Origin of the sequence: Burkholderia singularis, assembly GCF_001718875.1 — a bacterium.
Lineage (GTDB): Bacteria > Pseudomonadota > Gammaproteobacteria > Burkholderiales > Burkholderiaceae > Burkholderia > Burkholderia singularis.
The window spans coordinates 2,857,230-2,880,172 of record NZ_CP013448.1 but is presented as its reverse complement, the minus strand read 5'-3'; the positions used below and the strand labels follow the sequence as shown (position 1 = coordinate 2,880,172).

General features: G+C 67.1%; 17 protein-coding genes. 9 read left to right on the top strand and 8 right to left on the bottom strand.

Going from position 1 to position 22,943, the window contains the following annotated elements; translation table 11 throughout:
* Positions 1–11 precede the first annotated feature (11 nt).
* Positions 12–1,349: an MdtA/MuxA family multidrug efflux RND transporter periplasmic adaptor subunit gene (locus AQ611_RS12735; RefSeq protein ID WP_069234731.1), complete on the bottom strand. Its 1,338-nt coding sequence runs from the start codon at positions 1,347–1,349 to the stop codon at positions 12–14.
* A gap of 391 nt (positions 1,350–1,740) precedes the next feature.
* Positions 1,741–2,568 (bottom strand): IclR family transcriptional regulator, encoded by an 828-nt coding sequence (locus AQ611_RS12730; protein ID WP_069234730.1) that lies wholly within the window; start codon positions 2,566–2,568, stop codon positions 1,741–1,743.
* Positions 2,569–3,362: 794 nt separating this feature from the next.
* Between AQ611_RS12730 and AQ611_RS12725 the strand changes: the two genes are divergently transcribed.
* The 3 genes from AQ611_RS12725 to AQ611_RS12715 all read left to right on the top strand — a co-directional run bounded on the left by AQ611_RS12725 (position 3,363) and on the right by AQ611_RS12715 (position 5,023).
* Positions 3,363–3,710, top strand: coding sequence for a BCAL1086 family glycoprotein (locus AQ611_RS12725; protein ID WP_482150594.1), 348 nt, complete (start codon positions 3,363–3,365; stop codon positions 3,708–3,710).
* Positions 3,711–3,798: 88 nt separating this feature from the next.
* The gene (locus AQ611_RS12720; protein WP_059514098.1) at positions 3,799–4,260 is read left to right on the top strand and encodes an Rrf2 family transcriptional regulator; all 462 of its coding nucleotides are present in this window, start codon (positions 3,799–3,801) and stop codon (positions 4,258–4,260) included.
* A gap of 121 nt (positions 4,261–4,381) precedes the next feature.
* Positions 4,382–5,023 carry an NAD(P)-dependent oxidoreductase gene (locus AQ611_RS12715; protein WP_069234729.1) on the top strand — a complete coding sequence of 214 codons (642 nt, stop codon included), beginning with the start codon at positions 4,382–4,384 and terminating at the stop codon, positions 5,021–5,023.
* A 162-nt stretch (positions 5,024–5,185) separates the two neighbouring features.
* On the opposite strand, the gene AQ611_RS12710 is transcribed toward AQ611_RS12715, so the two are convergent.
* Positions 5,186–5,851: a cysteine dioxygenase family protein gene (locus tag AQ611_RS12710; RefSeq protein ID WP_069234728.1), complete on the bottom strand. Its 666-nt coding sequence runs from the start codon at positions 5,849–5,851 to the stop codon at positions 5,186–5,188.
* Between the two features lie 147 nt (positions 5,852–5,998).
* Between AQ611_RS12710 and AQ611_RS12705 the strand changes: the two genes are divergently transcribed.
* Entirely contained in the window at positions 5,999–6,466 is a 468-nt protein-coding gene (locus AQ611_RS12705) for an Lrp/AsnC family transcriptional regulator (RefSeq protein WP_059514088.1), read from the top strand.
* Between the two features lie 76 nt (positions 6,467–6,542).
* On the top strand, positions 6,543–6,722 hold the full coding sequence (locus AQ611_RS12700) for a hypothetical protein (protein WP_059514085.1): 180 nt from the start codon (positions 6,543–6,545) through the stop codon (positions 6,720–6,722).
* A gap of 19 nt (positions 6,723–6,741) precedes the next feature.
* On the opposite strand, the gene AQ611_RS12695 is transcribed toward AQ611_RS12700, so the two are convergent.
* Positions 6,742–9,024 carry an FUSC family protein gene (locus AQ611_RS12695; RefSeq protein WP_069234727.1) on the bottom strand — a complete coding sequence of 761 codons (2,283 nt, stop codon included), beginning with the start codon at positions 9,022–9,024 and terminating at the stop codon, positions 6,742–6,744.
* A 302-nt stretch (positions 9,025–9,326) separates the two neighbouring features.
* Between AQ611_RS12695 and recC the strand changes: the two genes are divergently transcribed.
* Genes recC through arfB form a run of 4 tightly spaced genes read left to right on the top strand, consistent with a single transcriptional unit; the run spans position 9,327 to position 19,496 of the window.
* Positions 9,327–12,674 (top strand): exodeoxyribonuclease V subunit gamma, encoded by a 3,348-nt coding sequence (recC, locus tag AQ611_RS12690; RefSeq protein WP_069234726.1) that lies wholly within the window; start codon positions 9,327–9,329, stop codon positions 12,672–12,674.
* Positions 12,671–16,456 carry an exodeoxyribonuclease V subunit beta gene (recB, locus tag AQ611_RS12685; protein WP_069234725.1) on the top strand — a complete coding sequence of 1,262 codons (3,786 nt, stop codon included), beginning with the start codon at positions 12,671–12,673 and terminating at the stop codon, positions 16,454–16,456. The genes recC and recB overlap by 4 nt, the downstream gene beginning before the upstream one ends.
* Positions 16,453–19,080, top strand: coding sequence for an AAA family ATPase (locus tag AQ611_RS12680; protein WP_069234724.1), 2,628 nt, complete (start codon positions 16,453–16,455; stop codon positions 19,078–19,080). Before recB ends, AQ611_RS12680 begins: the two co-directional genes overlap by 4 nt.
* Entirely contained in the window at positions 19,077–19,496 is a 420-nt protein-coding gene (arfB, locus tag AQ611_RS12675; RefSeq protein ID WP_069234723.1) for an alternative ribosome rescue aminoacyl-tRNA hydrolase ArfB, read from the top strand. The genes AQ611_RS12680 and arfB overlap by 4 nt, the downstream gene beginning before the upstream one ends.
* 45 nt (positions 19,497–19,541) lie before the next feature.
* Here the strand turns inward: arfB and AQ611_RS12670 are convergent, their stop codons facing one another.
* The 4 genes from AQ611_RS12670 to AQ611_RS12655 form a co-directional block, all read right to left on the bottom strand.
* Entirely contained in the window at positions 19,542–20,831 is a 1,290-nt protein-coding gene (locus AQ611_RS12670; protein WP_069234722.1) for a sensor domain-containing phosphodiesterase, read from the bottom strand.
* A gap of 12 nt (positions 20,832–20,843) precedes the next feature.
* Positions 20,844–21,776 (bottom strand): DMT family transporter, encoded by a 933-nt coding sequence (locus AQ611_RS12665; protein ID WP_069234721.1) that lies wholly within the window; start codon positions 21,774–21,776, stop codon positions 20,844–20,846.
* A gap of 183 nt (positions 21,777–21,959) precedes the next feature.
* Positions 21,960–22,214 (bottom strand): hypothetical protein, encoded by a 255-nt coding sequence (locus AQ611_RS12660; RefSeq protein WP_059514060.1) that lies wholly within the window; start codon positions 22,212–22,214, stop codon positions 21,960–21,962.
* 222 nt (positions 22,215–22,436) lie between these two features.
* Positions 22,437–22,649 carry a glycine zipper 2TM domain-containing protein gene (locus AQ611_RS12655; RefSeq protein WP_059514057.1) on the bottom strand — a complete coding sequence of 71 codons (213 nt, stop codon included), beginning with the start codon at positions 22,647–22,649 and terminating at the stop codon, positions 22,437–22,439.
* Positions 22,650–22,943 lie beyond the last annotated feature (294 nt).

Here is a 22,943-nt window from a genome sequence, read left to right as displayed (position 1 = left end):
GTCAGCGCGCGTCATTGCGGTTGAGCCTGCGATGCGTCATGCCGCCGGCGCCCGGCATGCGCGCCGGATGCCGCCGATGCGGAAGCCGCGCCGCGCGCGCCCGGCGCCTGCTTCGGCTGTTCGGCCGGAATCGAGATCTTCGCGCCTTCGCGCAGCCGGTCCGAGCCGTCGGTGACGACCCGCTCGCCGGGCGCGAGCCCTTCGGCGATGCTCGTGCGCTCGCCGTCGACGGGCCCCGGTTTCACCTTGCGCACGGTGACCGTGTTGTCCGGCTTCACGACGTAGACGAATTGACCGATCGAGCCCGTCAGCACGGCGGACGTCGGCACGATCGTCGCGTCGCGGATCGTGTCGACGAGCAGCCGCGTATTGACGAACTGATTCGGAAACAGCAGGCCGGTCTTGTTTTCGAACGTCGCGCGCAGCTTCACGGTGCCGGTCGTCGTGTCGATCTGATTGTCGAGCGTCTCCAGCTTGCCGGTTTCGAGCGGCGTGGTGTTGTTGCGGTTGTACGCGGTGACCGACAGCTTGTTGCCGGCGTTCACCTGCTTGAGGATCGCGGGCAGATTGTCTTCCGAGGTCGTGAAGATCACGCTGATCGGCTGGAGCTGCGTGAGGACGACGATGCCGTTCGTATCCGACGGCGTCACGTAATTGCCCGGATCGACTTGCCTCAAGCCCACGCGGCCCGACACGGGCGCGGTGATGCGCGCGTAGGTCAGGTTGAGCTTGGCGGAGTCGATCGCCGCGCGGTCGATCTGCACGGTGCCCTCGTATTGCTTGACGAGCGACGCCTGCGTGTCGGCCTGCTGCTTGGAGATCGAATCCTGCGCGAACAGCGTCTGGTAGCGCTGCAGATCGAGGCGCGCGTTCGCGAGCAGCGCCTCGTCGCGCGCGAGCGCGCCCTGCGCGTTGGCGAGCGAGACTTGGTATGGGCGCGGATCGACCTGCGCGAGCACGTCGCCTTTCTTGACGATCTGCCCTTCCTGGAATGCGACCGATTGCAGATAGCCGGAGAGCTGCGTTCTGACCGTCACGTTCGCGAGCGGCGTGACGGTGCCGAGCGCGTTGATGACGATCGGCATCTCGCCGCGCGTGGCGCTTGCCACCTGCACCGGCTGCGGCTGGTTGGCGAACGCGGCCGGCCCGCCGTGCCGCCGCCCGCCGCCCGCCTGGCCGGCGGCCGTGCCGCCGCCGTTGTTGCTGTTGCCGCTTTTCCACGGATGCCACCACAGCAGGCCGCCGAGCGCGACGGCGAGCGCGCCGAGCGCGATCAGCTTGCGGCGTGAGCGGCGCGTGGCGGGTGCCGGCGGCGGAGAGGGGGGCGTGGGCTTTTGTTGGTTGTCCATCGGTTCGATCTGGGTGTCGGCGGCGTATACGGCAAGAGCGGATGGGCCGCGTTCTCGGTCGACTCGACGCGTCGGCGTGCGTCGTGCAAGAAAAGAGCGGCAAAGAAGCGACGCGCGACGCGGCGGCCACTGCAGCGATGCATGATGCTACGTCCCACAATGGTTACAGTCTAGCGCGCTATCTTTCGCGGAATTACGGTCGTTACAGATAAACCCGCAGGCAGGCGGCAATCGCTGATGGCGCGCGCGGCGCGCGGTATCCTGCGCTGCCGCCGGCCGCGCAGGAAAAGGATGGAAGTGAAAGATTGTGACGCGGGTGGAGGGAGGGCGTGCCGCGCACCTCTTCACGGGCGCGTGCGCCATGCGCGCGATGCGCGTGCGCGGCGCACGGTCAACTCGGCGGGTTCGGCCAGGATGCGCCGCCGGTCTCCCGGACGATTTTTTCGATGCATTCGCGCAGCGCCGGCGCGGCGACCGAGCGCAGGTAGTCGGCTGAACATTGATGCGCGGCACCCCCGCAATTGACCGCGTAGCGCTCGCCAGTCGGCGCGACGAAGCCGGCCGCGATCGCATTCAACTCCTCGCGCCACTCGCCGATCGCGATTGCATAGCCGTCATGCGCGATGAGTTCGAGCGCCGGGTTCAGGCGCGCGACGACGTGCGGCCACTCGTCGCCCGCGGCGGCCTGCAGTGCGCCGAGCAGTTCGCGGCGCGCATCGGCGTCGAGCGTGGCCAGATACGCGCGGCCGACGGCGGTGCGCGCGATGTCCATCCGCGAGCCGGCTTCGAGCCGCGTGACGAGTACGGCCGAACGCGGGCGCACGACGTCGATCGCCACCATGTCGAGTCGGTCTCGCACCGCCAGATGGACCGACAGCGAGGTCTTCTCGGCAAGCTCGACGAGGAAGGGCCGCGAGCGTGCGCGGATGTCGAAGTTGCGCAGAAAGCCGTTGCTGAGTTCGAGCACGGCAGCGGTCAATACGAAGCGCTCGCTGTCGGGCAGTTGGTAAAGGAACCCCGTGTTGACGAGCGTGGCGGTGATGCGTGAAACCGTCGGTTTCGGGATGCCTGTCAATTCTGCCAGTTCACGATTGCTGGCGGGCGCATCGGCGGCGGCGACATGACGCAACACCGCCAGTCCGCGTGCAAGGGCGGTGATTTCGTCGGACGTCGATTCCCGTTCGCGGGGCACCGACTGGGCGTTAGAACGTGCGGTCACAAGGTTCTCTCAGTTTTTCGAAACTTCATTTCGGATTTTGATTAATTATCGGACAAATATCAATGAATGCGCATAATGCGAGAGATCTTTCATTTCATGCAATATATTGCGGCTTCCCATTGAGTTTTCTAGGAAGTGTGAGGTGGCGCACTGTTTGAAATTGGATGCGCGCTTGCATTTTTCGCTTGACTTGTGCGACGGAAAAGGAAAGAATGTCTCTAATTTCGAAACGCCGTTTCGTAGTTTAATCGGGAACGATGTTCGATGCAGTCTCTCAGGTTCTAGCACGGCCCTCGGAATGGCTAGAACTTTTTTAGCGCCACGGTTCCCGTGGCGCTTTTTTTTGTTTCTCAGCGGTTGGATGCGCGTCTCATATTTTGGGATCGCTGATATTGCGTGCCGGTTCGTATGAACGCGTATGGCGGGCGGCGGGAGAATTGTAAAAAAGAAACAGAAGTGGCGAGGCGCATGGTGGGCCGTCGTATCATCAATCTTTCGGATACGAAAGCTGCGTTATTGAGTCCTTCACCATCATGACCGAGATCGACACTTCCCGCGCTGTTGTTTCTTCCGACCGTGGCCGTCAAGGTATTCGCCGTCGCGCCGCGCAAGCTCCTGCCCATGTTGCCGCACTCGCGGCGGCCGCGATGCTCGCGCTCGCCGGCTGTAAGAAGCCTGAGCAAGTCAGCGCACCGCCGGCCGCACCGGCAGACGCTGCCGCGCACGATGCGGCTCAGGCGGCGGCAAGCGCGGCTCAGGCCGCGGCGAGCGCCGCGCAGGCCGCCACGAGCGCCGTGACGCAGGCTGCCGCAAGCGCGGCGGCCCAGACGGCCGCGAGCGTCGCGGCACAGGCGGCCGCGCAGGCGACGAAGCAGCTCGATCAGGTGGCGAGCCTCGTCAATCAGCAGATCGACGCGGCGAAACAAGGGGTTGCATCGGCCGCGTCGGCCGTGCCGCCCGTCAGCGCGAGTGCCGTATCGGCTGCCGTGCAGGCGCAGTTGCAGAGCGCGGCATCCGCGGCGATCGGGCAGGCCGCGGTTGCGGCCAGCACGGGCCTTGCGGCAACCAACCGCGTGCTTCAGCAATTGAGCCAGACCGCTACGCAGGCGCCTGCCGCGAGCGGTGCACAGGCGGGCAAATAAAATTCCGCTTGCCATCCCGGCTATATGTAACTATGATGGTTACTTATAGCCGGGCTTAAGCTCGGCGGCCTTTTGTCGCGGGTGAATCATGAATACGAGCAGCCGGTTTGCATTTGCCGTTCATGTGCTTGCTTTGCTGTCGTTGCAAGAGGGCGTGCCGCTGTCGTCGGACATGATCGCGGGCAGCGTGAACACGAATCCGGCGTTGATCCGCCGGTTGCTGTCGATGCTCGCCGCGGCTGGGCTGACGACGTCGCAACTGGGTGCGGGCGGCGGCGCGTTGTTGGCGCGCGAGCCGTCGGCAATCACGCTGCTCGACATCTATCGCGCGGTCGACGAAGCGCGGCTTTTCGCGCTGCATCGGGAAATGCCGAATCCGGCTTGTCTTGTCGGCCGGCACATCCAGGAGTTGTTGACTCATTACATCGACGACGCGCAGCGGGCGATGGAAGCATCGCTCGCAACACGCACGCTGGCGGATGTGGCGGGCGACGTGTTGCGCTCGGAGGCATCCGGCGCGGGGCACGCACGGCGCTCGGGCTGCGGTTGAAAGGGCGGCGGCTGCATTGCCGCGCCGCGATGGACGGCTATGACAGGGATCGACAATCCCGTTTTTTTCGATCGAATATGTAATCAAAAAAGTTACATATTCATTTACCAGGAGAAACATCATGACTCAACGTACCTTGAAAATTGCGCTGTTCGGCGCGACTGGCATGATCGGCTCGCGGATTGCCGCCGAGGCCGCCCGCCGTGGACATCAGGTGACGGCGCTGTCGCGCCGGCCCGCTGCCGACGAGCAGCACGCCAGTACCAAGGCCGCCGATCTGTTCGATCCGGCGAGCGTCGCAGCGGCGCTTGCGGGGCACGACGTCGTGGCGAGCGCATATGGCCCGAAGCAAGAGGATGCGGAGAAGATCGTGAGTGCGGCGAAGGCGCTGGTCGACGGCGCGCGCAGCGCGGGCGTCAAGCGCGTCGTCGTCGTGGGCGGCGCGGGGACGCTCGAAGTCGCGCCGGGCAAGCAACTCGTGGACAGCGAGGGGTTTCCCGAAGCGTACAAGGCCGTCGCGCTTGCGCATCGCGATGCATTCAATTATCTGACGACCGTGCAGGATCTGGACTGGACCTTCTTTTCGCCCGCCGCGCTGATCCAGCCGGGCGAGCGTACCGGCCGGTTCCGCACGGGCGCGGGCAAGTTGATCACTGACGCCCAAGGCAACAGCACGATCTCAGCCGAAGATTATGCGGTCGCGTTCGTCGACGAACTCGAACAGAACCGCTTCATTCGCCAAGCCGCGACCGCCGCGTATTGATCGCCGCCGGCAGCGGCGGGGCGTCTAAGCGCGGAATGCGCGGAATTCTCGTCGGCCGCCGCCGGCTTTTACGTCATCTCCTTGTTGGCCGATCGCGGCCCCGGGATGCCCGTGCGCCGCGATCGTCATGGGCGTGCGGGATGCGCGTGAGCACGCGCGGCGTCAATCAAGCGCATCGGCTGCCGCGACGATGTGGTTGACATGGGTGGCCACGTCTTCGCCGCGCACGCCGTACACGTGCAGCGAGATCGCGGGCGTATCGGTTGCGCTGCCGCCATGTCCGAGCCGGTGAATGCCGGTGAGGCCGGCTCGGACATACGATGTCGAGCCCTGCGCTCGCGCACGGCTTCGCGCGTTTTTCGCGTGGCCGGTGACGCCGTCCCAGTGGTAGACGTTTTCGGTCAGCTCGCCTTCGAGCACGGCGTAGCCGCACCAGGTCCGATGGCCGTGTATCGGGCTCCATTGGCCAGGCCGCCAGACCAGCGATACCACCGCATAGCGCCCGAGCGGATCGGCGGCGAGCAGATGGCGTCGATAGTGATCGGCGCTGCTTTCCCGCTGCGCGGGCACGAGCAACCCATGCGCGGCGGCGGCTTCGGCGAGCGCGTCGCGCACTGCCTGCGCGAATGCCGGATGGTGGGAGGGGACGGCCTCATGCGCGAGCGAGTCGAATGCCGCGTCGATTCGTGCGCACAGGCGTGCGAGCGGACTGGGCGCGGCGGCCGTTGCGGGTTCTCGCAATGGTTCGGACGATCGCGCAGGCGCGGCCGACTCCCGCGACGGGGCGGGGCGATTCGATGTGGGTGACAGCAGATCGGCGTAACTCATCGGGCTGGAATATTGTTTTGCCCGCGCGGCGCGCGGGTCGGCTTTGCCGTTGTAGTTATACGCGCAGTGGCGAAGAAATGGATTCCATATTGTTCCCTGCCATCATTCGAGAATAGAATAATTTTCTATTTGCAAAGAGTCGCGGAAATGGACGAGATCGATCTGAAGTTGCTCGAACTGTTGCAGGCCGACGCGACGCTGCCGATCGCGGAGCTGGCGCAGCGGGTGAACCTGTCGCAGACGCCTTGTTGGAAGCGCATTCAAAAGCTGAAGGAAACCGGGGCGATCCGTGCGCAGGTCGCGCTATGCGATCCGCGCAAGCTCGGCGTCGGCACGACGGTATTCGTGTCGGTGCGCACCAACCAGCACACCGAGGAGTGGGCGACGCGTTTCACGCAGCTCGTGCGAGACATGCCGGAGATCGTCGAGGTTTACCGGATGAGCGGCGAGATCGACTATTTGCTGCGCGTCGTCGTGACGGGCATCGACGATTACGATCGCGTCTACAAGCAGCTCATTCGCGCGATGCCGCTTTTCGACGTCAGCTCGTCGTTCGCGATGGAGCAGATCAAATATTCGACCGCGCTGCCCGTGCGCAGCGGCGGTTGCGGATGACGGCCTGCGTGCGGCGCCGGCGCGGTTGCGCGTAGAATGCCCGCTTTGACGTTTTCTCAACGGAGTGCCGCACGCGATGAACGATCCACGCAAGAAGAATCCGGTATTCGGGGTGGCGATTCTGATCGTCGTGATGGTGGCGCTCGTGATCGGCACGATTCTTTATAACGCGATTTCGCAGAAGCACGAATACGACGAAGCGCACCCATCGCAGGCCGCGCCGGCGAGTGCGGCGTCGGCCCGCACGGGCGGCTGAGCGCGCGCGAACGCGCCGCTCATTCCGGCAGACGGATCGCGCTTGCGTCCTTGCGGATCAGCAGCGACGACGCGAGCATCTGCTTGCATTGATGCGCAAGCACTTTCAGATCGTGCGTGAGATCGGCGCCGGGGTCCGAGCGCTCGGCATCGACGACCATCGAATCAAGCTCGCGTGTCAATTGTTTGGCCGCTTCCGCATGGTCCGCGGGCGGCGGCGTGCGGGCCTCGGCTTGTTCGAGATTGTCGCGCACGGCGGCGAGGCCGCGCTCGAGCGCGGGCGGGTCACCGCGCTGCGCGCGCGCGGCGTGCCGCAGCAGCGGCGCGGCGGCCGTGATTTGCGCACCGAGCACATGGGTTTGCACCAGCAGGTCGTTTAGCTCTGGCACGAACTTTTGATGCGCTTTCGGCTCGATCATCATCCGCTGGAACGCCTGGCCCAGGTTCGCGAAGGCGATGTGCATGTTCTTGCGCGCGAGCCGATACGGATAGTCGTCGTCGATCGCGCCGGGCGCGGTTTCGACGGCGGCCGCGACCGCGGGCACCGCCGCCGCGCCGTCTGCCGCGGGCACGCTCGGCGCGGCTTGGCCGCGGCTTGCGCGCCAGGTTGCTTCGAAATACTGGCGGGTGGTTTCCAGCATATCGGCGACGAGCTTGCCGATCGCGCGGTATTCCCAGTAAGGGAACAGCCGGCTGGCGGCGATCGCGATCATGCAGCCGACCACCGTGTCGATCGCGCGCTCGCCGATGATGCGCATGTTGCCGGGCGCGAGCAGGTGGAACATCAGCAGCACATATGACGACGTGAACACCACGCTCGCCGCGTAGTTGAAGAGGAGCAGGCTGTAGCTCATCACCATCGACGCGAACATGATCGCGATCAGCACATGCGGTTCGTGCACCGTATAGATGAGCGCGAGGCTCGCCGCGCAACCGATCAGCGTGCCGACGATCCGCTGCGCGTTGCGCTGTTTGGTCAGCGAGTAGCCGGGCTTCAGGATGATGATGCTCGTCATCACGATCCAGTAGGCATTGGTGAGCGGCAGCAGGCGCCCGAGCCAGAAGCCGACCGCGACCGCGACCGTCACCCGCAGCGCGTGGCGAAAGCTCGGCGAACCCATGTTCAGGTTCGAAAAGATGAGAAGCGGCGACATCCGGCGCCGCTGCAGGAAGCGCGACAACGTCTTGTCGATCTTCAGCTCGGTTTGCTGGGCGTCGACGCTGCCCGACAGATTGCGGCGCATCTTGTCGATCAGGCGCGTCGCGCTCCAGATCCGGCGGAACGTCGTGAGTACGGCTGCGTAGGCTTCGGCGTTCGTCGTCGCGAACTGTTTCTTGCGCATCAGCTCGATCTCGTATTCGATCGCGCGCAGCTCCGCCTTCACGCTGACCCGCGCGTGCGGCATGCGGTTTTCCAGCACCGCTAGGCCGACTTCCTCGAGATCGGCCGCCGCCTTGCGGATCAGGTCGCGGTAGAAGATCATCAGGTCCGAGCCGCCGAACGTATTGCGCACGAGCGGGTAATCGGTGTGCGCGCCGACGAACAGCTCATGCAGATCGACGCTGTTGATGAACAGGTTGAACATCATCGTGCGGCCCGGATCGAGCTTGCCGCGCCGCAGCTTCGGCAAGTTGCGCAGCACGATGTCGCGCGCGGTTTCCTGTGTTTCGACGGCCGTGATCTGCTTGGCGATGAGATTGCGGTAACACTCGTCCAGATCGGCGTCGAGATCGTAGAAATCGGCGCGTGCGAGCAGGTATGACGCGCACGCGAAAAGGCTCTCGGCAAGCGCCTGCTGTTCGATGCGGCGTGCCTGCAGGCGCGATACGAGCGTGGCCCAGTACGTATACCAGAGGCCGCCCGCGAGAATCCATGAAGCGTTGATGAGTGCTTGCTTCGGCGTGAGCGTTTCTTCGAGCGTCATCACCATCATGAACAGCGTCGCGAAGCTGATCTGCGGCCAGCGGTTGCCGTAGACGACGATGAGCGACAGCACGAACGTGAGCGGTACGATCGTAAGCCAAAGCGCGAAGATGTGCGGCGTCGCGAGCCCGGTGGCGAGCGCGGAGAAAAAGCCGATCACGCTGCACGCGAGCATCTCGTTGTGCTTGTACTTGAGCGGGCCCGGCATATCCACCACGCAGGCGCCGAGCGCGCCCGTCGCGATCGTGAAGCCGAGTTCGCGGTTGTGAAATACGATGAGACAAAGCACGGCGGGCAGCGACACGCCGAATGCGATCCTCAGGCCACCGTAGAAATACTGGCTGTAGAGGAATTTCCTGATTTCGGTCGAATAGCGCATCGATGAGCGAAAGAACGGGCGACGAAGCACCGGGAGGTCCGAGTTGGCGACGAGTCTATCGTATTTCCGTGGCCTCGCAGCCGCGCGGCGCGTCGCATTTCGCATCGGGCGCGTCGCGTGGCGAGCGGTAAGCGGCACGCATGGCGCGAGCGAACGATTCCGAGCGGCATGGTAGCGCGTGCCGCATGGCGCGGACTATTGGCCGAACGGCCGATTCTCCGGCGGTGCGCGCTTTGTTATCCTTGGTTCCTTGATAGGCCGGGCCTGCGTCCGGCGGTCCTTACAGGTTTTTACCGGCTGTCATGCTTCATCTTTTCTACTCGAACCGCCACGAGACGCTGGTCGATGCGTTGCTCGACGATCTCGCCGCCGTGGCGGCCGGCGCCGGGCCGTGGGAAACCCAGCAGGTCATCGTGCCGAGCGCGGCGCTGCGCCGGCGGCTCGAACTCGACATCGCGCAGCGGCACCGCGTATGCGCGAACGTGGATTTCCGCTACCTCGCGCAATGGCTATGGGCGCAGATCGGCAAAGTGATCGCCGTGCCGCCGAACTCTCCGTTTGCGCCCGATCGCCTCGTGTGGCGCTGTTATCGCCTGCTGTCGGCGCATGACGACGGGCCGTGGCGCAAGTCCGCGCGACTTTGCGCGTATTTGGCCGCCGCCGATGCGCCGATGCGCTACGAACTCGCGCACCGGATCGCGACGGTGTTCGATCATTACCTTGCCTATCGCCCGGATTGGCTTGCGCAGTGGCAGGCGGGCGAATCGATCTTGGCGCTCGAAGGCGCGCCGCGCCACGGCGCCGAGCCGGTCCGCGACGACGAGGCTTGGCAGGCGGCACTCTGGCAGGCGCTTGCGGCCGAGTTGTCCGACGGCGCAGCGCCGCCCGCGCACCGCTTTTTGCGTGATGCCGGCTCGCTCGACCCCGATGCGCGCGCGCGCGCCGGGTGGCCGGCGTCGGTTCATGTATTCGCGCTGCCGACGATGCCGCCGCTGCATATCGCGTTGCTGCGCGAGTTGTCGCGCTGGATCGACGTGCGCATTTACGCGCTGAATCCGTGTCGCGAGTTCTGGTTCGACATCGTGAGCGCCGCACGTGCCGAATCGCTGCGCGCGGCCGGGCAGCTCGATTATCAGGAGGTGGGCCATCCGCTGCTGGCGCAATGGGGGCGGCAAACGCAGGCGCAGCTCCACATGTTGCACGAACTGACCGAGAGCGCGGCGGCGGGCGACGCGTCGCGCTACGAGGAAAACCCCGCGCCGACCTGGCTCGCACGCGTGCAGAACGCGATCCTCACGCTTGAGCCGGAGGCGGCGCTCGGCGAGCCGCCCGGCGAGCACGGCATCGAGGTACATGTGTGCCACAGCCTCGCGCGTCAGCTCGAGGTGTTGCACGACCGGCTGCTCGGCTGGTTCGACGCCGATCCGAGCCTTTCGCCGTCGGACGTGCTCGTCGCGATGCCGGATCTTGCCACGGCGGGTCCGCTCATCGACGCGGTGTTCGGCACGACGGCGGGCGGCGGCGCGACGCGTATTCCATACCGCATCTCCGGTCTGCCGCCTTCGCATGCGAATCCGGTTGCGCGCGTGCTGCTCGATTGGCTTGCGCTGCCGGAGCGCGATGTCGGTGCGCCGGAGCTGATCGAATGGCTGCGCGTGGATGCGGTTGCCGCGCGCTACGGGGTGGATGCCGCCGCGCTCGAGACCGTGCAAACGTGGCTTGCCGCGGCTGGCGCGCGGCGCGGGCTCGCCAACGCGGATGCCGGCAATGCCGCTGGCGCGCCGCCCGCGCGGCGCCATACGTTTGCCGACGCGTTGACGCGGCTTTTTCTCGGCTATGCGATGCCGGACGGCGCGGCGCCCGTCGATGCATGGCTGCCGATCGGCGGCGCGCTGGGCAGCGAAGCCGAGCTGCTTGGCCGGCTCGCGCGCTTTACCGGCGATCTGGACGGCTTCGCGCAACGCATTGCCGGCGATTTGACACCGCAGGACTGGAGCGATGTGTTCGCCGATGCGCTCGCGCGTTTCTTTGATTCCGGCCCGCTGTTTGCCGACGCGCTTTCCGGCGTCCGCGACGCGCTCGACGCAATGCTTGCTGCAATGGAAGAGGGCGCGGCCGGCGTCGAAATGCCGGCCGCCGTCGTGCGCGCGGGGCTTGCCGCCGCGCTCGACGATCCCGCGCGCGGTGGCGTGCCGTGGGGGGGCGTCACGTTTTCGTCGCTGACGAGCTTGCGCGGGCTGCCTTATCGCGCGGTTTGCCTGCTCGGGATGGACGACGGCGTGCTGCCGAGCCTCGCACGGGCCGACGAATTCGATCTGATGGCGGTATTCGCGAAGCTCGGCGACCGGCAGCGCCGGGACGACGAGCGCAATTTGTTCCTCGATCTGCTGCTTGCCGCGCGGGACCGTTTGCTGATCGCCTACACGGGCCGCAGCATTCGCGACAATGCGCCGTTGCCGCCCGCCGCGCTGGTCGACGAACTGCTCGACCATCTGGCGGCCGTGTCGGCGGGACCCGATGCATCGCCCGAGGCGATCGATGCCGCGCGCCGTGCATTCGTCGTCGAGCATCCGTTGCAGCCGTTTTCCGCCGAATATTTCGCGCCGGGCGGCGCGCTTTTCACTTACGACGCATCGCGCGAGGCGCTTGCGCGTTTGCTTGCCGACGGCGCGGCGGCTGCTGCCCGGCCGTTTTTCGCGCAGCCGCTGCCGCCGGAGCCCGCCGAGCCGGTTGCATTTGCCGATTTCGAGCGGTTTTGGCGTCATCCGGCGCGTGCGCTGTTGCGTGCGCGGCTCGGCATTGCGCTTGCCGATGCGCAGGCCGAACTCGTCGACGTCGAGCCGTTCGAACTCGATTACGGCGGCAGCGATATGCTTGCCGCGCGCGTGCTGCCGCTGCTGATCGATACGGCGGGCGAGGCCGATGCAGCCGCGTTCGATCACGCGTGGCGCGTTGCCGACGCGAGCCCCGAATTGCCGGGCGGCGCGACGGGCGCGGTGCGGCGCGATCGCGCGCTCGGCGCGCTCGCGCAACTCGCGGGCAACGTGCGCCGCGCGCTTGCCGGCGGCGCGACGCGCGTGCCGTTCGCGTTCGACGTAGCGCCGCTTTGGCCGGAAACGAACGGCGCGCCGTGGTTCGGCATGCACGACGCGGAGTTGGCGCGTGCGGCAACGCGTGAGCCGTTGCGCCTTCACGGCGCGCTTGCGAGGCTCACGTCGGCGGGGCAGGTGGTCTACCGTTATGCGCGGCCGGGCGCACGCGATTATTTGTCCGCGTGGCTCGCGCATCTCGTTTATTGCGCGATCGATCCGGACGGCCCGCGCCGCACGCTTTGGTTCGGTAGCGGCGAGGCGTTTGAATTCGTGCCGGTGGCCGCGCCGCTCGAGCAGCTTGCGCCGCTTGCCGCGCTGTTCCGCGCGGGCCGGCGCATGCCGCTTGCGTTCTTTCCGAGAAGCGCGTGGGCGCTCGTTTCGGATGGCGAAGCCAAGGCGGCCGGCGTCTGGATCAACGATCGCGTTGCAGGCGAGGCCGACGATCCGGCGCTCGCGCTTGCGTGGCGCGGCGCGAGTCCGTCGCTCGACGAGCCGTTCGGTGCACTCGCGCATCTCGTATTCGATCCGCTGGTCGAGCATTTGCGGAGGTCGTCATGAGCCGGGCGGCACAAACGGATACACGCGCCGCTGAACTCGATGTGTTCGCGTGTGCGCTCGATGGCGTCAACCAGATCGAGGCGTCGGCGGGCACGGGCAAGACGTGGAACATTTGCGCGCTTTACGTGCGGCTTCTGCTCGAAAAGGATCTCGGCGTGGACGAGATTCTTGTCGTCACGTTTACGAAAGCGGCGACCGCGGAGCTGCACGAGCGGATTCGCAGCCGTCTCGTCCAGCTTGCGCATGTGCTCGGCACGGGCGAAGGCGGCGCCGATCCGTTCATTGCGCAATTGTTCGCGACGACGCTCGCGCCGCAGCGCGGCATCGATCGGCAAACGGCGGTGCAGCGCGTGCGGCGCGCGTTGCACGCATTCGATCAGGCAGCGATCCATACGATTCACGCGTTTTGTCAGCGTGCGCTGCAAGAAGCGCCATTCGCCGCGGCGATGCCGTTCTCGTTCGAGATGGACGCCGATGACGGCGCATTGCGTTTCGAGCTTGCCGCCGATTTTTGGCGCACGCGCGTCGAGCCGGCCGCGGCTGCGCACCCGGCGTTTGCCGAGTGGCTCGTCGAATACGGCGCGGGGCCGGCGGTGCTCGACGCGCAGCTTGCGCGGCGTTTGAAGAAGCCGCTTGCCGAGCTGCGCTGGGATGGGCTCGAAGCGGCCCGTGACGATGATGAGGTCATCGCGCGCGAGCGTTTCGACGCGGCCGCCGCGCTTTGGCGCGCGTCGCGCGACGAACTCGAGACGCTGCTCGTCGCCGCGCAGCCGTCGCTGAAGCAGACCTCGCACAAGCCGGAAGCGCTTGCCGGCGCGCTCGACGCATGGGCGCGCTATTTCGGGCAGGCGAGCGCGTTTGCCGCGTTGCCGCGTGCGGCGCTCAAGCTGACCCAGGCGGCGCTCGAGAAGGCGACGAAAAAGAACGGCGCGACGCCGCGCCACGCGTTCTTCGAGGCCGCGCAGGCGCTGGAAGAGGCGCTCGCCGCGCTCGAAACCGCGCAGCGCGCGCGTTGGTTGTCGCTCGTCGCGCAATGGCTTGCCGAAGCGCCGGGCGAACTCGCGCGGCGCAAACGCAAGCGCCGCGTCGTGTCTTTCGACGATCTTCTCGCGAATCTGTATCACGCACTCGATGCGCATCCGTGGTTGCGCGATACGCTGCGCGCGCGCTATCCGGCCGCTTTGATCGACGAGTTTCAAGACACCGATCCGCTGCAATTCGCGATCTTCAATACGGTCTTCGCGCCGGCCGGACCGCTTTTTCTCGTAGGCGATCCGAAGCAGGCAATCTACAGCTTTCGCGCGGCGGATCTGCATACGTACCTCGCCGCGCGCGCCACGGCATCGGCGCGCTATACGCTCGCGGTCAATCAACGCTCGACGCCCGCGATCGTCGATGCATGCAACCGCTTTTTCGGCGCGAATCCGCATGCGTTCGTGTTGCCCGGCCTCAATTACGATCCGGTGCGCGCGGGCGGGCGCCCGCGCCCGCCATTTGCCGACGCCACCGATCCGCTGGCCGGCACGGGCGATTTCCGCGTCTGGATGTTGCCGTCGGGCGAACGGACATTGACGAAACGCGACGCCCAGCGGCAAGCCGCGCAGGCGTGTGCGGCCGAGATCGCACGCCTGATGGGCGGTGCGCGCGAACGCGCGGTGACGCTCGGCGCCGAGCCGCTCGCGGCGTCCGATATCGCGGTGCTGGTCCAGACGCACAAGCAGGGCAGCCTGGTCAAGCGTGTGCTGGCGGCGTGGGGGATCGGCAGCGTCGAGTTGGCGCAGGCGTCCGTGTTCGCGACGATCGATGCGGAACAACTCGAGCGAGTGCTGGCGGCGATCGATGCGCCGGGCGATCTGCGGCGCTTGCGCTCGGCGCTTGCGTCGGACTGGTTCGGCCTCGACGCGTCGGCGCTCTGGCATCTCGAGCAGGGCGATGCGGTGCCGGGCGAAGCCGGTCAAGCATGGGGCGAGTCGGCCGCGCGTGGCGGTTCGCATGCGGCGGCGAGCGATGCCGCGCGCGCGCCGGGTGGCGCCGTCGACGCGATGGGCTGGGTCGAGCGGTTCTCCCGCTACCGGCTGCTGTGGCGCGAGCGCGGTTTCGCGGTGATGTGGCGCACGCTGGCGAGCGAGCTTTCGATCGCCGAGCGTCTGATGGCGGGGCCGGACGGTGAGCGCCGCGTGACCGACGTCAATCACCTGGCCGAACTGACGCAGGCACGCGCGAGCGCGCAGCCGGGCATCGCGCCGACGTTGCGCTGGCTCGCGGCGCAGCGTCTTGGCGGCGGCGGCGACGACGCGCAATTGCGGCTCGAATCCGATCGCAATCTCGTGCAGATCGTGACCGTCCACAAATCGAAGGGGCTCGAATATGCGGTCGTGTTCTGCCCGTTTCTGAACGACGGCGCGCTGCGCGATCCGAACGGTTCGGGCTTGCCTGACGCACGCGAGTATCACGACGACACGGGCCACGCGGTGCTGCATTACGGCTGTGACGATGCGATCGCCGAGCGCGCGGCCCGCGATGCGATGCGCGAGCAGGCAGCGGAGCGCGCGCGGCTTGTTTATGTTGCGCTGACGCGCGCCGTGTACCGGTGCTATCTGGTCGCGGGGCCGTATTTGTCGTCGCGCTCGACCAAGGAGGCACGCCGCAGCGTGTTGAACTGGCTCGTCGCAGGCGCGGGCCGCGAGTTCGATGCGTGGCTCGAAGAGCCCGCCGACGATGCGGAGCTGACCGAGCGCTGGCAAGCGCTCGCGCTCGGGCCGATCGCGCTTGTGCCGCTGCCCGCGCCCGCCCGCCGCGAGCCGCTTGCGGGCGGCCACGAAGCGGGCGGGCTGCGCGCGGCGCGGCGCGCGGTACGCGGGCTGCGCGACGCGTGGCGGATCGCGAGCTTCAGTTCGCTGACTTCCGCGATCGCGCTTCGCGAGAGCCATGTGGCAAGCGTGCTGGACGACGAACTGCGTCCTGATCACGACGCGCTTGCTGCGGCGCTCGATGCGCATGTGCCGCCGATCGAAGCGGCATTGGCGCAGGTGTCGCCGCCCGAGCCGGCTGGCGACGATATCGTCGATTTTCCGCGAGGCGCGGCGGCGGGCGAGTGCTTGCACCGGCTATTCGAGCTTGCGGATTTTTCCGATCCGTCGACATGGCAGGACGCGGCGCAGCGCGCGCTGCGCGAGCGCCCGGTTGAGGCGCTGCCCGCGCTCGCCGCGCGGCTGCCCGCGATGATGACGCGGCTCGTCGATCAGCTTGCCGCAACCGAACTCGTGCCGGGCATGCGCCTGGCGGCGCTCGATCCGGCACGGCGCTTGACCGAGATGGCGTTTCTATTTCCGGCGCCCGCGCTCGATTTCAATGCATTACGGCGTCTTCTTGCCGCTCACGGCTATCCGGACGTCGCGCTCGAAGCCGGCACGCTTACCGGATTCATCAAGGGGTTCATCGATATGATCGTCGAGCACGAGGGCCGCTTCTGGATCGTCGACTGGAAATCGAATCACCTCGGCGCGACGGCGGACGCATACGGTCCGCGTGCGCTCGATGTCGCGATGGCGCAGCATGCGTACCATCTGCAGGCGTTGCTTTACACGGTCGCGCTGCATCGCTATCTACGCGTGCGGCTGCCGGGCTACGACTACGACACCCATGTTGCAGGCTATTTGTATTTGTTCGTGCGCGGCGTGCGGCCCGATTGGCGGGCAGGCGGCGCGCCGGCCGGCGTGCATGCGCGCAAGCCCGCGCGCGCACTCGTCGAAGCACTCGATGCGTTGATGGGGGACGCATGAATACGGTCGACGATCGCTTCGGATGGACGAGCGGGCTCGCCGAGCGCCTGCCCGAGCCGGCCGATTTCGGCCTCGCGCTCGCCGAAGGGTTTGCGCGCCGGATCGGCGGGCTCGCGCGTCGTCAGGGCGCGCCGGCCGTAGCGGCCCGATGGGCGGCGCGCGCGGCGTTCGCCGCGAGTCGTGCGACGGCGGCGGGGCACGTATGCGTGTCGTTGCATGCGCTCGCGCAGCGGTACGGCGAGTCATTGGCCGACGTGCGCGAGATGCTCGCGGCGAGCGGCATGGTCGCATTTGACGGCATTGTCCGCGGCGGCGAGCGTCCGCTTGTCGTCGATCGCGATGGACGCCTTTATCTTGCGCGCTATTTCGAATACGAAACGCGGTTGGCGCGCGCGCTCGTCGAGCGGGCTCGCCCGCGGCACGCCGGTGACGCGGCCGTTTGCGGCGCCGCCGAAGCTTGCGCGCCGTCGCCCGAGGCGCTCGGCGAGCGTCTCGCGCGTTATTTCGGGCTGCAGAAGGAGCGTGGCGTCGATTGGCAGCGGGTGGCCGCGCTCGTCGCGCTGACGGGACGCGTGACGATCGTGAGCGGCGGGCCCGGCACGGGAAAGACGACGACGGTCGTCGGCGTGATTGCGTGTCTGCTCGACACACAGCCCGATTTGCGAATCGCGCTCGCCGCGCCGACGGGCAAAGCGGCGCAACGGATGCAGGAAGCGTTGCTCGCGCGGGCCGGCAGCTTGCCGCCCGAACTCGCCGCGCGTTTGCCGCAGACGTCGTACACGCTGCATCGGTTGCTGGGAGGCGGCGCGGGCGGGCGCTTCGCGCATCATCGCGATAATCCGTTGCCTTACGATCTCGTCGTTGTCGACGAGGCGTCGATGATCGACGTCGCGCTTGCCGCGCATCTGCTCGATGCGCTCGCACCGAGCACACGCATCGTGCTGCTTGGCGACAAGGACCAGCTCGCGGCGGTCGAGGCGGGAGCGGTATTTGCGGAATTGAGCGCGCAACCGGCGTTCAGCGCGGCGGCCATCGATCGGATCGCGCGCGCGCTCGGCATGGAGGCGGCCGAATTCGCCGGCGCGTTGCCGGAGGGTTTCGGCGGCCGCGCGGCTTCCGCGCCGGCCGATATCGCGAGCGACGCCGGGTCTGCATCAAGTGCCGCGTTGACCGGCGCGGCGATGCCCGCCAACGCGTCCGACTCCGTGCAGGGCGGCTCGGCGGCATCGAACGGGCCTCGGCCCGTTGCGCGGCGATCCGGCACGCGCGGCGCGCAGCGGATGATGCACGCCGTGCAGCGCTCGCTGTTCGAGACGGACGACGAAGGCGCCTTCGACGGCAAGCCGAATCGACCGGGCCCGGCAGATCTCCCGGATCGGCAAGCCGAACCCGGCGGGCAGACCGAGTCCGGTGGTGATGCGGGCTTGAGCGGAGACGCGCATGGGGAGGGCATGGCTGCCGATTCGTTTGCGTGGATCGACTCGGGCGAACTGGCATGGCTGGACGACGCGAGCTTCGCGGCGTCCGATGCCGAGATGCCGCACGCCGCCGTGCCCGACGAGCGTTCCGCCACGTCGTTGGCGCGCAATGCGAATGTCGACGCGCATACCGGGCCATACGCCGCCGCTGGCGCGCGCACGGGCTTGCCGCAGCGGGATCACGCGGGTTCTGCCATTGCCGCTGCCGCTCGGCACACCGGCGCGCCGGTGCCGGGCGGGGTAACAGCGCGGCAGAGCGTCGAGTCCGCTTGCGTTGCAGGCCGCGCGATCGCGCCGTTGACCGATTGCGTCGTCTGGCTCGAACGCAATTACCGCTTCGGGCTCGATTCGCCGATCGGCCGGCTGTCGGTTGCGATTCGCCGTGGCGATGCGCGGCAGGCACTGGAGGCGCTATCGACGGACCCCGGCGCGGCCGCATGTCTGCACGACGACGGCAATGGCCCGACGTTGCCGGGCGCGACCGTCGAGCGGATTGCGCAGGGCTTCTCCGGTTATGCCGCGTCGCTGCGCGACGCGCTCGCCGCGCCCGTGCCGGACCCCGGGCCGCTTTTCGATATGCTCAACCGCTTCCGTGCGCTATGCGCGACGCGCACCGGCATGCGGGGCGCTGACGAAGTCAACGCGCTTATCGCGGCGGAGGTGCGCCGCGCCGTGCGCGTGCCGCTCGCGATCGGCGCGCAGTGGTTTGCGGGGCGGCCGGTGATGGTGACGCGCAACGATTACGCGCTCGGGCTGTTCAACGGCGATGTCGGTATCGCGCTGCCGGACGCGCAGGGCACGCTGCGCGTCTGGTTTCGCGGTGCGGACGGCCGCACGCGCGCCGTCACGCCGGCCGCGCTGCCGCCGCACGAAACGGCGTTTGCATTGACCGTTCACAAATCGCAAGGCTCGGAGTTCGACGAAGCGGCGTTGATTTTGCCCGCGTCGTTCAATCGCGTGCTGTCGCGCGAACTGGTCTATACGGCAATCACGCGTGCGCGCTCGCGCGTGCAGGTGATCGGCTCGCGCACGGTGTTCGCGCAAGCGGTCGCAACGCGTACCGCGCGTGATTCCGGGCTTGCCGCGAGGATCGCCGATGCGCTGCTGTGCGCGCAGCAGCCGATGCCGCAAGAGGGGGCGATATGACGCTGCGCTACGCGTTTTCGCCGGAAGAGGTCGAGTTGACGGCCATTCGCGCGCAAGGCGCGGGCGGGCAGAATGTCAACAAGGTATCGAGCGCGATCCATCTGCGCTTCGACATTCGCGCGTCGTCGCTGTCCGATGCGCTGAAGGCGCGTCTTCTCGCGCGGGCCGATCAGCGCATCACGCGCGACGGCGTTATCGTGATCAAGGCGCAGACATACCGGACGCAGGAAAAGAACCGCGCGGCCGCGCTCGCGCGGCTCGACGAGCTGATCCGCAGTGCGGGCGTGACGCCGCGTAAGCGGGTCGCGACACGGCCGACGCGTGCGTCGAAGGAGCGCCGTCTGGCCGACAAGCGGCAGCGTGGCGACGTGAAAGCGGGCCGCGGCAAAGCGGGCCGCGGCCAGATGACCGAATAGGCGCAAATGACCGCGCGCGGCCGGTGTGCAGGACGAAGCGCGCGGCTACGCGCCGGCCGAGCGTGCGCCGGCATCGATGCCGGGCGCGGAGGCGAGATCGACGCAGAACACTTTTAGCGTGGCGTTGAGCAGGATCGCGACCGCTGCCGTATAGCAGTCGCGGCCGTCCGTCAATGACACATGCGGTCCCATCAACGCAACGCGTCCCGGTGTGGCGATCGCGCGCTGAAAATACGCGCGGCGCGACCAGTTGCAGTGCAGATCCGGCATCAGCGGCGCGAGCCGCCGCGTTGCCGTGCGTGGCGTGTTCGACGCGATCGACGGTTCGATCTGATCGCCGTTCGCCTCGGCGACGAACACTCGCCGCACGCTCGGATGCGCGAACATGCGTTGCGCGGCGCCGCGCAGATCGCCGGTCGCCGCGTATTCGGCGGCGCCCGCGAGCACGATGCGCTCGATCGTGTCGACACCCGGCTGCGCGCTGTTGCGCCGCCGGCGCATCCGATCGGTGAAGCGCGACCATGCGGCCTCGACGCATGCGCTCACCTGGGCGCCCGCGTGCGCGATTGAAGGGCCGGGCTGGCCGAAGCAGAAGCCCTGAACGAAATCGACGTCGGCATCCATCAGCAACTGTAGCGCGTCGTCGGTTTCGACGCCTTCCGCCAGTACCAACGCGCCCGCGTGATGCAGCATCGTGACGAGCGGTGGAATCAGCCGGTGCGCGTCGTTGGCCGTGAGCGCGTGCTCGACGATCGAGCGGTCGAGTTTCACGATGTCCGGCTTGATTTGCCAGATGCGATCGAAATTGGAAAAGCCGGTGCCGAAATCGTCGATCGCAATCAGAAAATCGCCGTGCTGGATTGCATCGAGCGTATGCGCGAGCGCGACTTCGTCGCGCGACGGTTGTTCGATCACCTCGAGCACGACGCGCGCCGGCGGCAGCGCGAAGCGGGCGCACAGCGTCTCGATGAATTCGCGCGGCGCGCCGCCGGACACGAAAATTTGCGGCAGCACGTTCAGGAACAGCCAGCTCAGGCCGGTGTCCTGCGCCGCGAAGTTCGCGGCGTGCAGGCAGCGCGTGAGCCGATCGAGCAGCACCGTTTCGCCGCGCGCCTGCGCACGGGCGAACAGCGCGTCCGGCGTGACATGCGCGCCGTTCGCGTCGGTGGCGCGCACGAGAGCCTCATAGCCGACGACACGTTTGTGCGTAAGCGAAATCACCGGTTGGAAAACGCTCGCGAGCATCGCGTCGTGATAGCGCGCGCACCAGCCGTCGTCGCAGACGATGAGCCGCGAGATCAGGCTGTCGAGCGAGAACTCCGGCGCTTTGCTCATCGTGTGCCGGCGTCAGCGCGCCTCGCAGTGCCGGGTGCCGGCGCCGGGAAGCCGCTTGATCACGCCGGTCGCAAGCGCGGTGCCGAGCAGCACGATCGCGCCGCCTTCGATCATGCCGGTCGATACGTGCTCGCCGAGAAAGAGCGCGCCCCATAGGATGCCGAACACGGGAATCACGAACGTGACGGTGATCGCGCGCGCCGGGCCGACATGGGCAATCAGGTAGAAAAAGATGAAATAGGCGATGCCGGTGCACGCGATGCCGAGCGCGAGCACGGCTTCCCATGCGTGCGCGGAGACGGCGGCGGCCGGCCAGGTCGCGAGCGCGAACGGCACCAGCAGGAGCGTCGAGCTGATCATGCTGCCTGTCGCGCTGATGAGCGGGTCGACGCCCGTGAGCTTGCGTTTCGTATAGTTCGCGGCGATGCCGTACAGCAGCGTCGCGCCGAGCGCGGCCGCGGCGGCGAGCGCGACCGTGGCGGGCGCGGCCTGGTTCGAGCCGTGCGCGGAGAACACTTGGTCCCAGACGAGTGTGAGCACGCCCGCGAAACCGATCACGAGGCCGAGCGCGCGCGGCAGCGGCAGGGCTTCCTTGAGCCATAGATACGCAACGAGCGCGCCCCAGAGCGGCGCGGTCGCATTGATGACCGACGTGACGCCTGCCGACAGCGTCAGCTCGGCGAACGCGAACAGGCAGAACGGCGCGCCGGAGTTCAGCACGCCGACCACGAACAGGGGCCCGGCATGCTTGCGCAGCGCCGCGGCAAGCTCGCGCGGACGATAGCGGGGGAGCGAGAGGGCGATCAGGAAAAGCGCGCCGATTGCGACGCGCAACGCCATTAACGGCGCGACGCCGAACTCGGCTACGCCGACGCGGATGAAAAGAAACGACGCGCCCCATAGCGCGGCGAGGACGATCAGCAGGAGTGCGTTCTTGAAATTCATCGACAGGACAGGACGGGAGGCGGGTGGAGGTAAATGCTTGAAGCATCTTACACCGCGCTGCCGTCCGACGTTTCACGCTGTGACGAAACAACCGATCAAACGGCAAGCAATGATCGGACAAGAACGCAACGGCTCCCACGCGGCCGCTAGCGCGTCCTGTGCGTGCGTCCGGGCGGTTGGCGCTCAGTGGTGACGCCAATAGCCGCGACCGCCGCCCCAATAACCCCGATGGCCGCCCCAGTAACCGAAATTAAGCGACAGCGAAGGCGCCGGATAGTAGTAGCTCGGATAGGCCGGCGCGACATACGCGGGCGCAGTATAGACGGGTGCGGTCTCGACGGGCGCAGCGGCGTAACCGGCCGGATAGTAGCCATATGGGTAATAGCACCCGGCGAGCGCGAGGCTCGCGGCCGCGGTGAAGATGAGGGTCTTGTACATGATGGTGACGCGCTCGCGTGCGGGGCAGGTTTCGATGCGTTCGAGCTTAGATCGGTCTTATATGAAACGCTGTGTGAAACGGTAACCGATCATTTCGCGAAGCCGTCGCGCCACGTAGGACGCGTGCGCCGCCGCTGTCGCGCCAAAGGCTAGGCTGCCGGCCGGCCGCGCGTCGTTTGCCGGGCGGCGTCGAACGACACGCGCCCGGCCCGAACGACGGCGTTACTTGCCGACCTGGCTGCCGATCAGGCCGCCCGCCGCCGCACCGCCGACCGTCGACAGCGCGTTGCCGCCGAGCGCCGCGCCGGCGACGCCGCCAATGCCTGCGCCGATCGCCGCGTTACGCTGTTGAGTGGTCATCGTATCGCACGCCGACAGGCCCGCGACCGTGGCGATGAGCATCGCGCATACCCCAATACGCCGAATCGATTTCATGGTCCAATCCTCAGATAAAAGTGACGTCCCGGATAAAAGTGACGTAACAGAGACGTGTAGACGCGTATTTCGTCATGCTGCCTACGTCTGAAAATCTACGCGGGCCGCTTCGGTTGCGCTGTAAAGACTTGTTAGGGCGTTCGCGCTTTCGTAATCAAATGTTTCGCCGCGTCGGGCGCCTGCGGCAATCCGGCACGGCATGCGTGGGGGCACCGTCGGCGGCGAACGCGGCCAAGCGTGCGGCCCCCGCGCGATCGCGCGCGAAAACAACAAAAGCCCGCGCTGCGCGGGCTT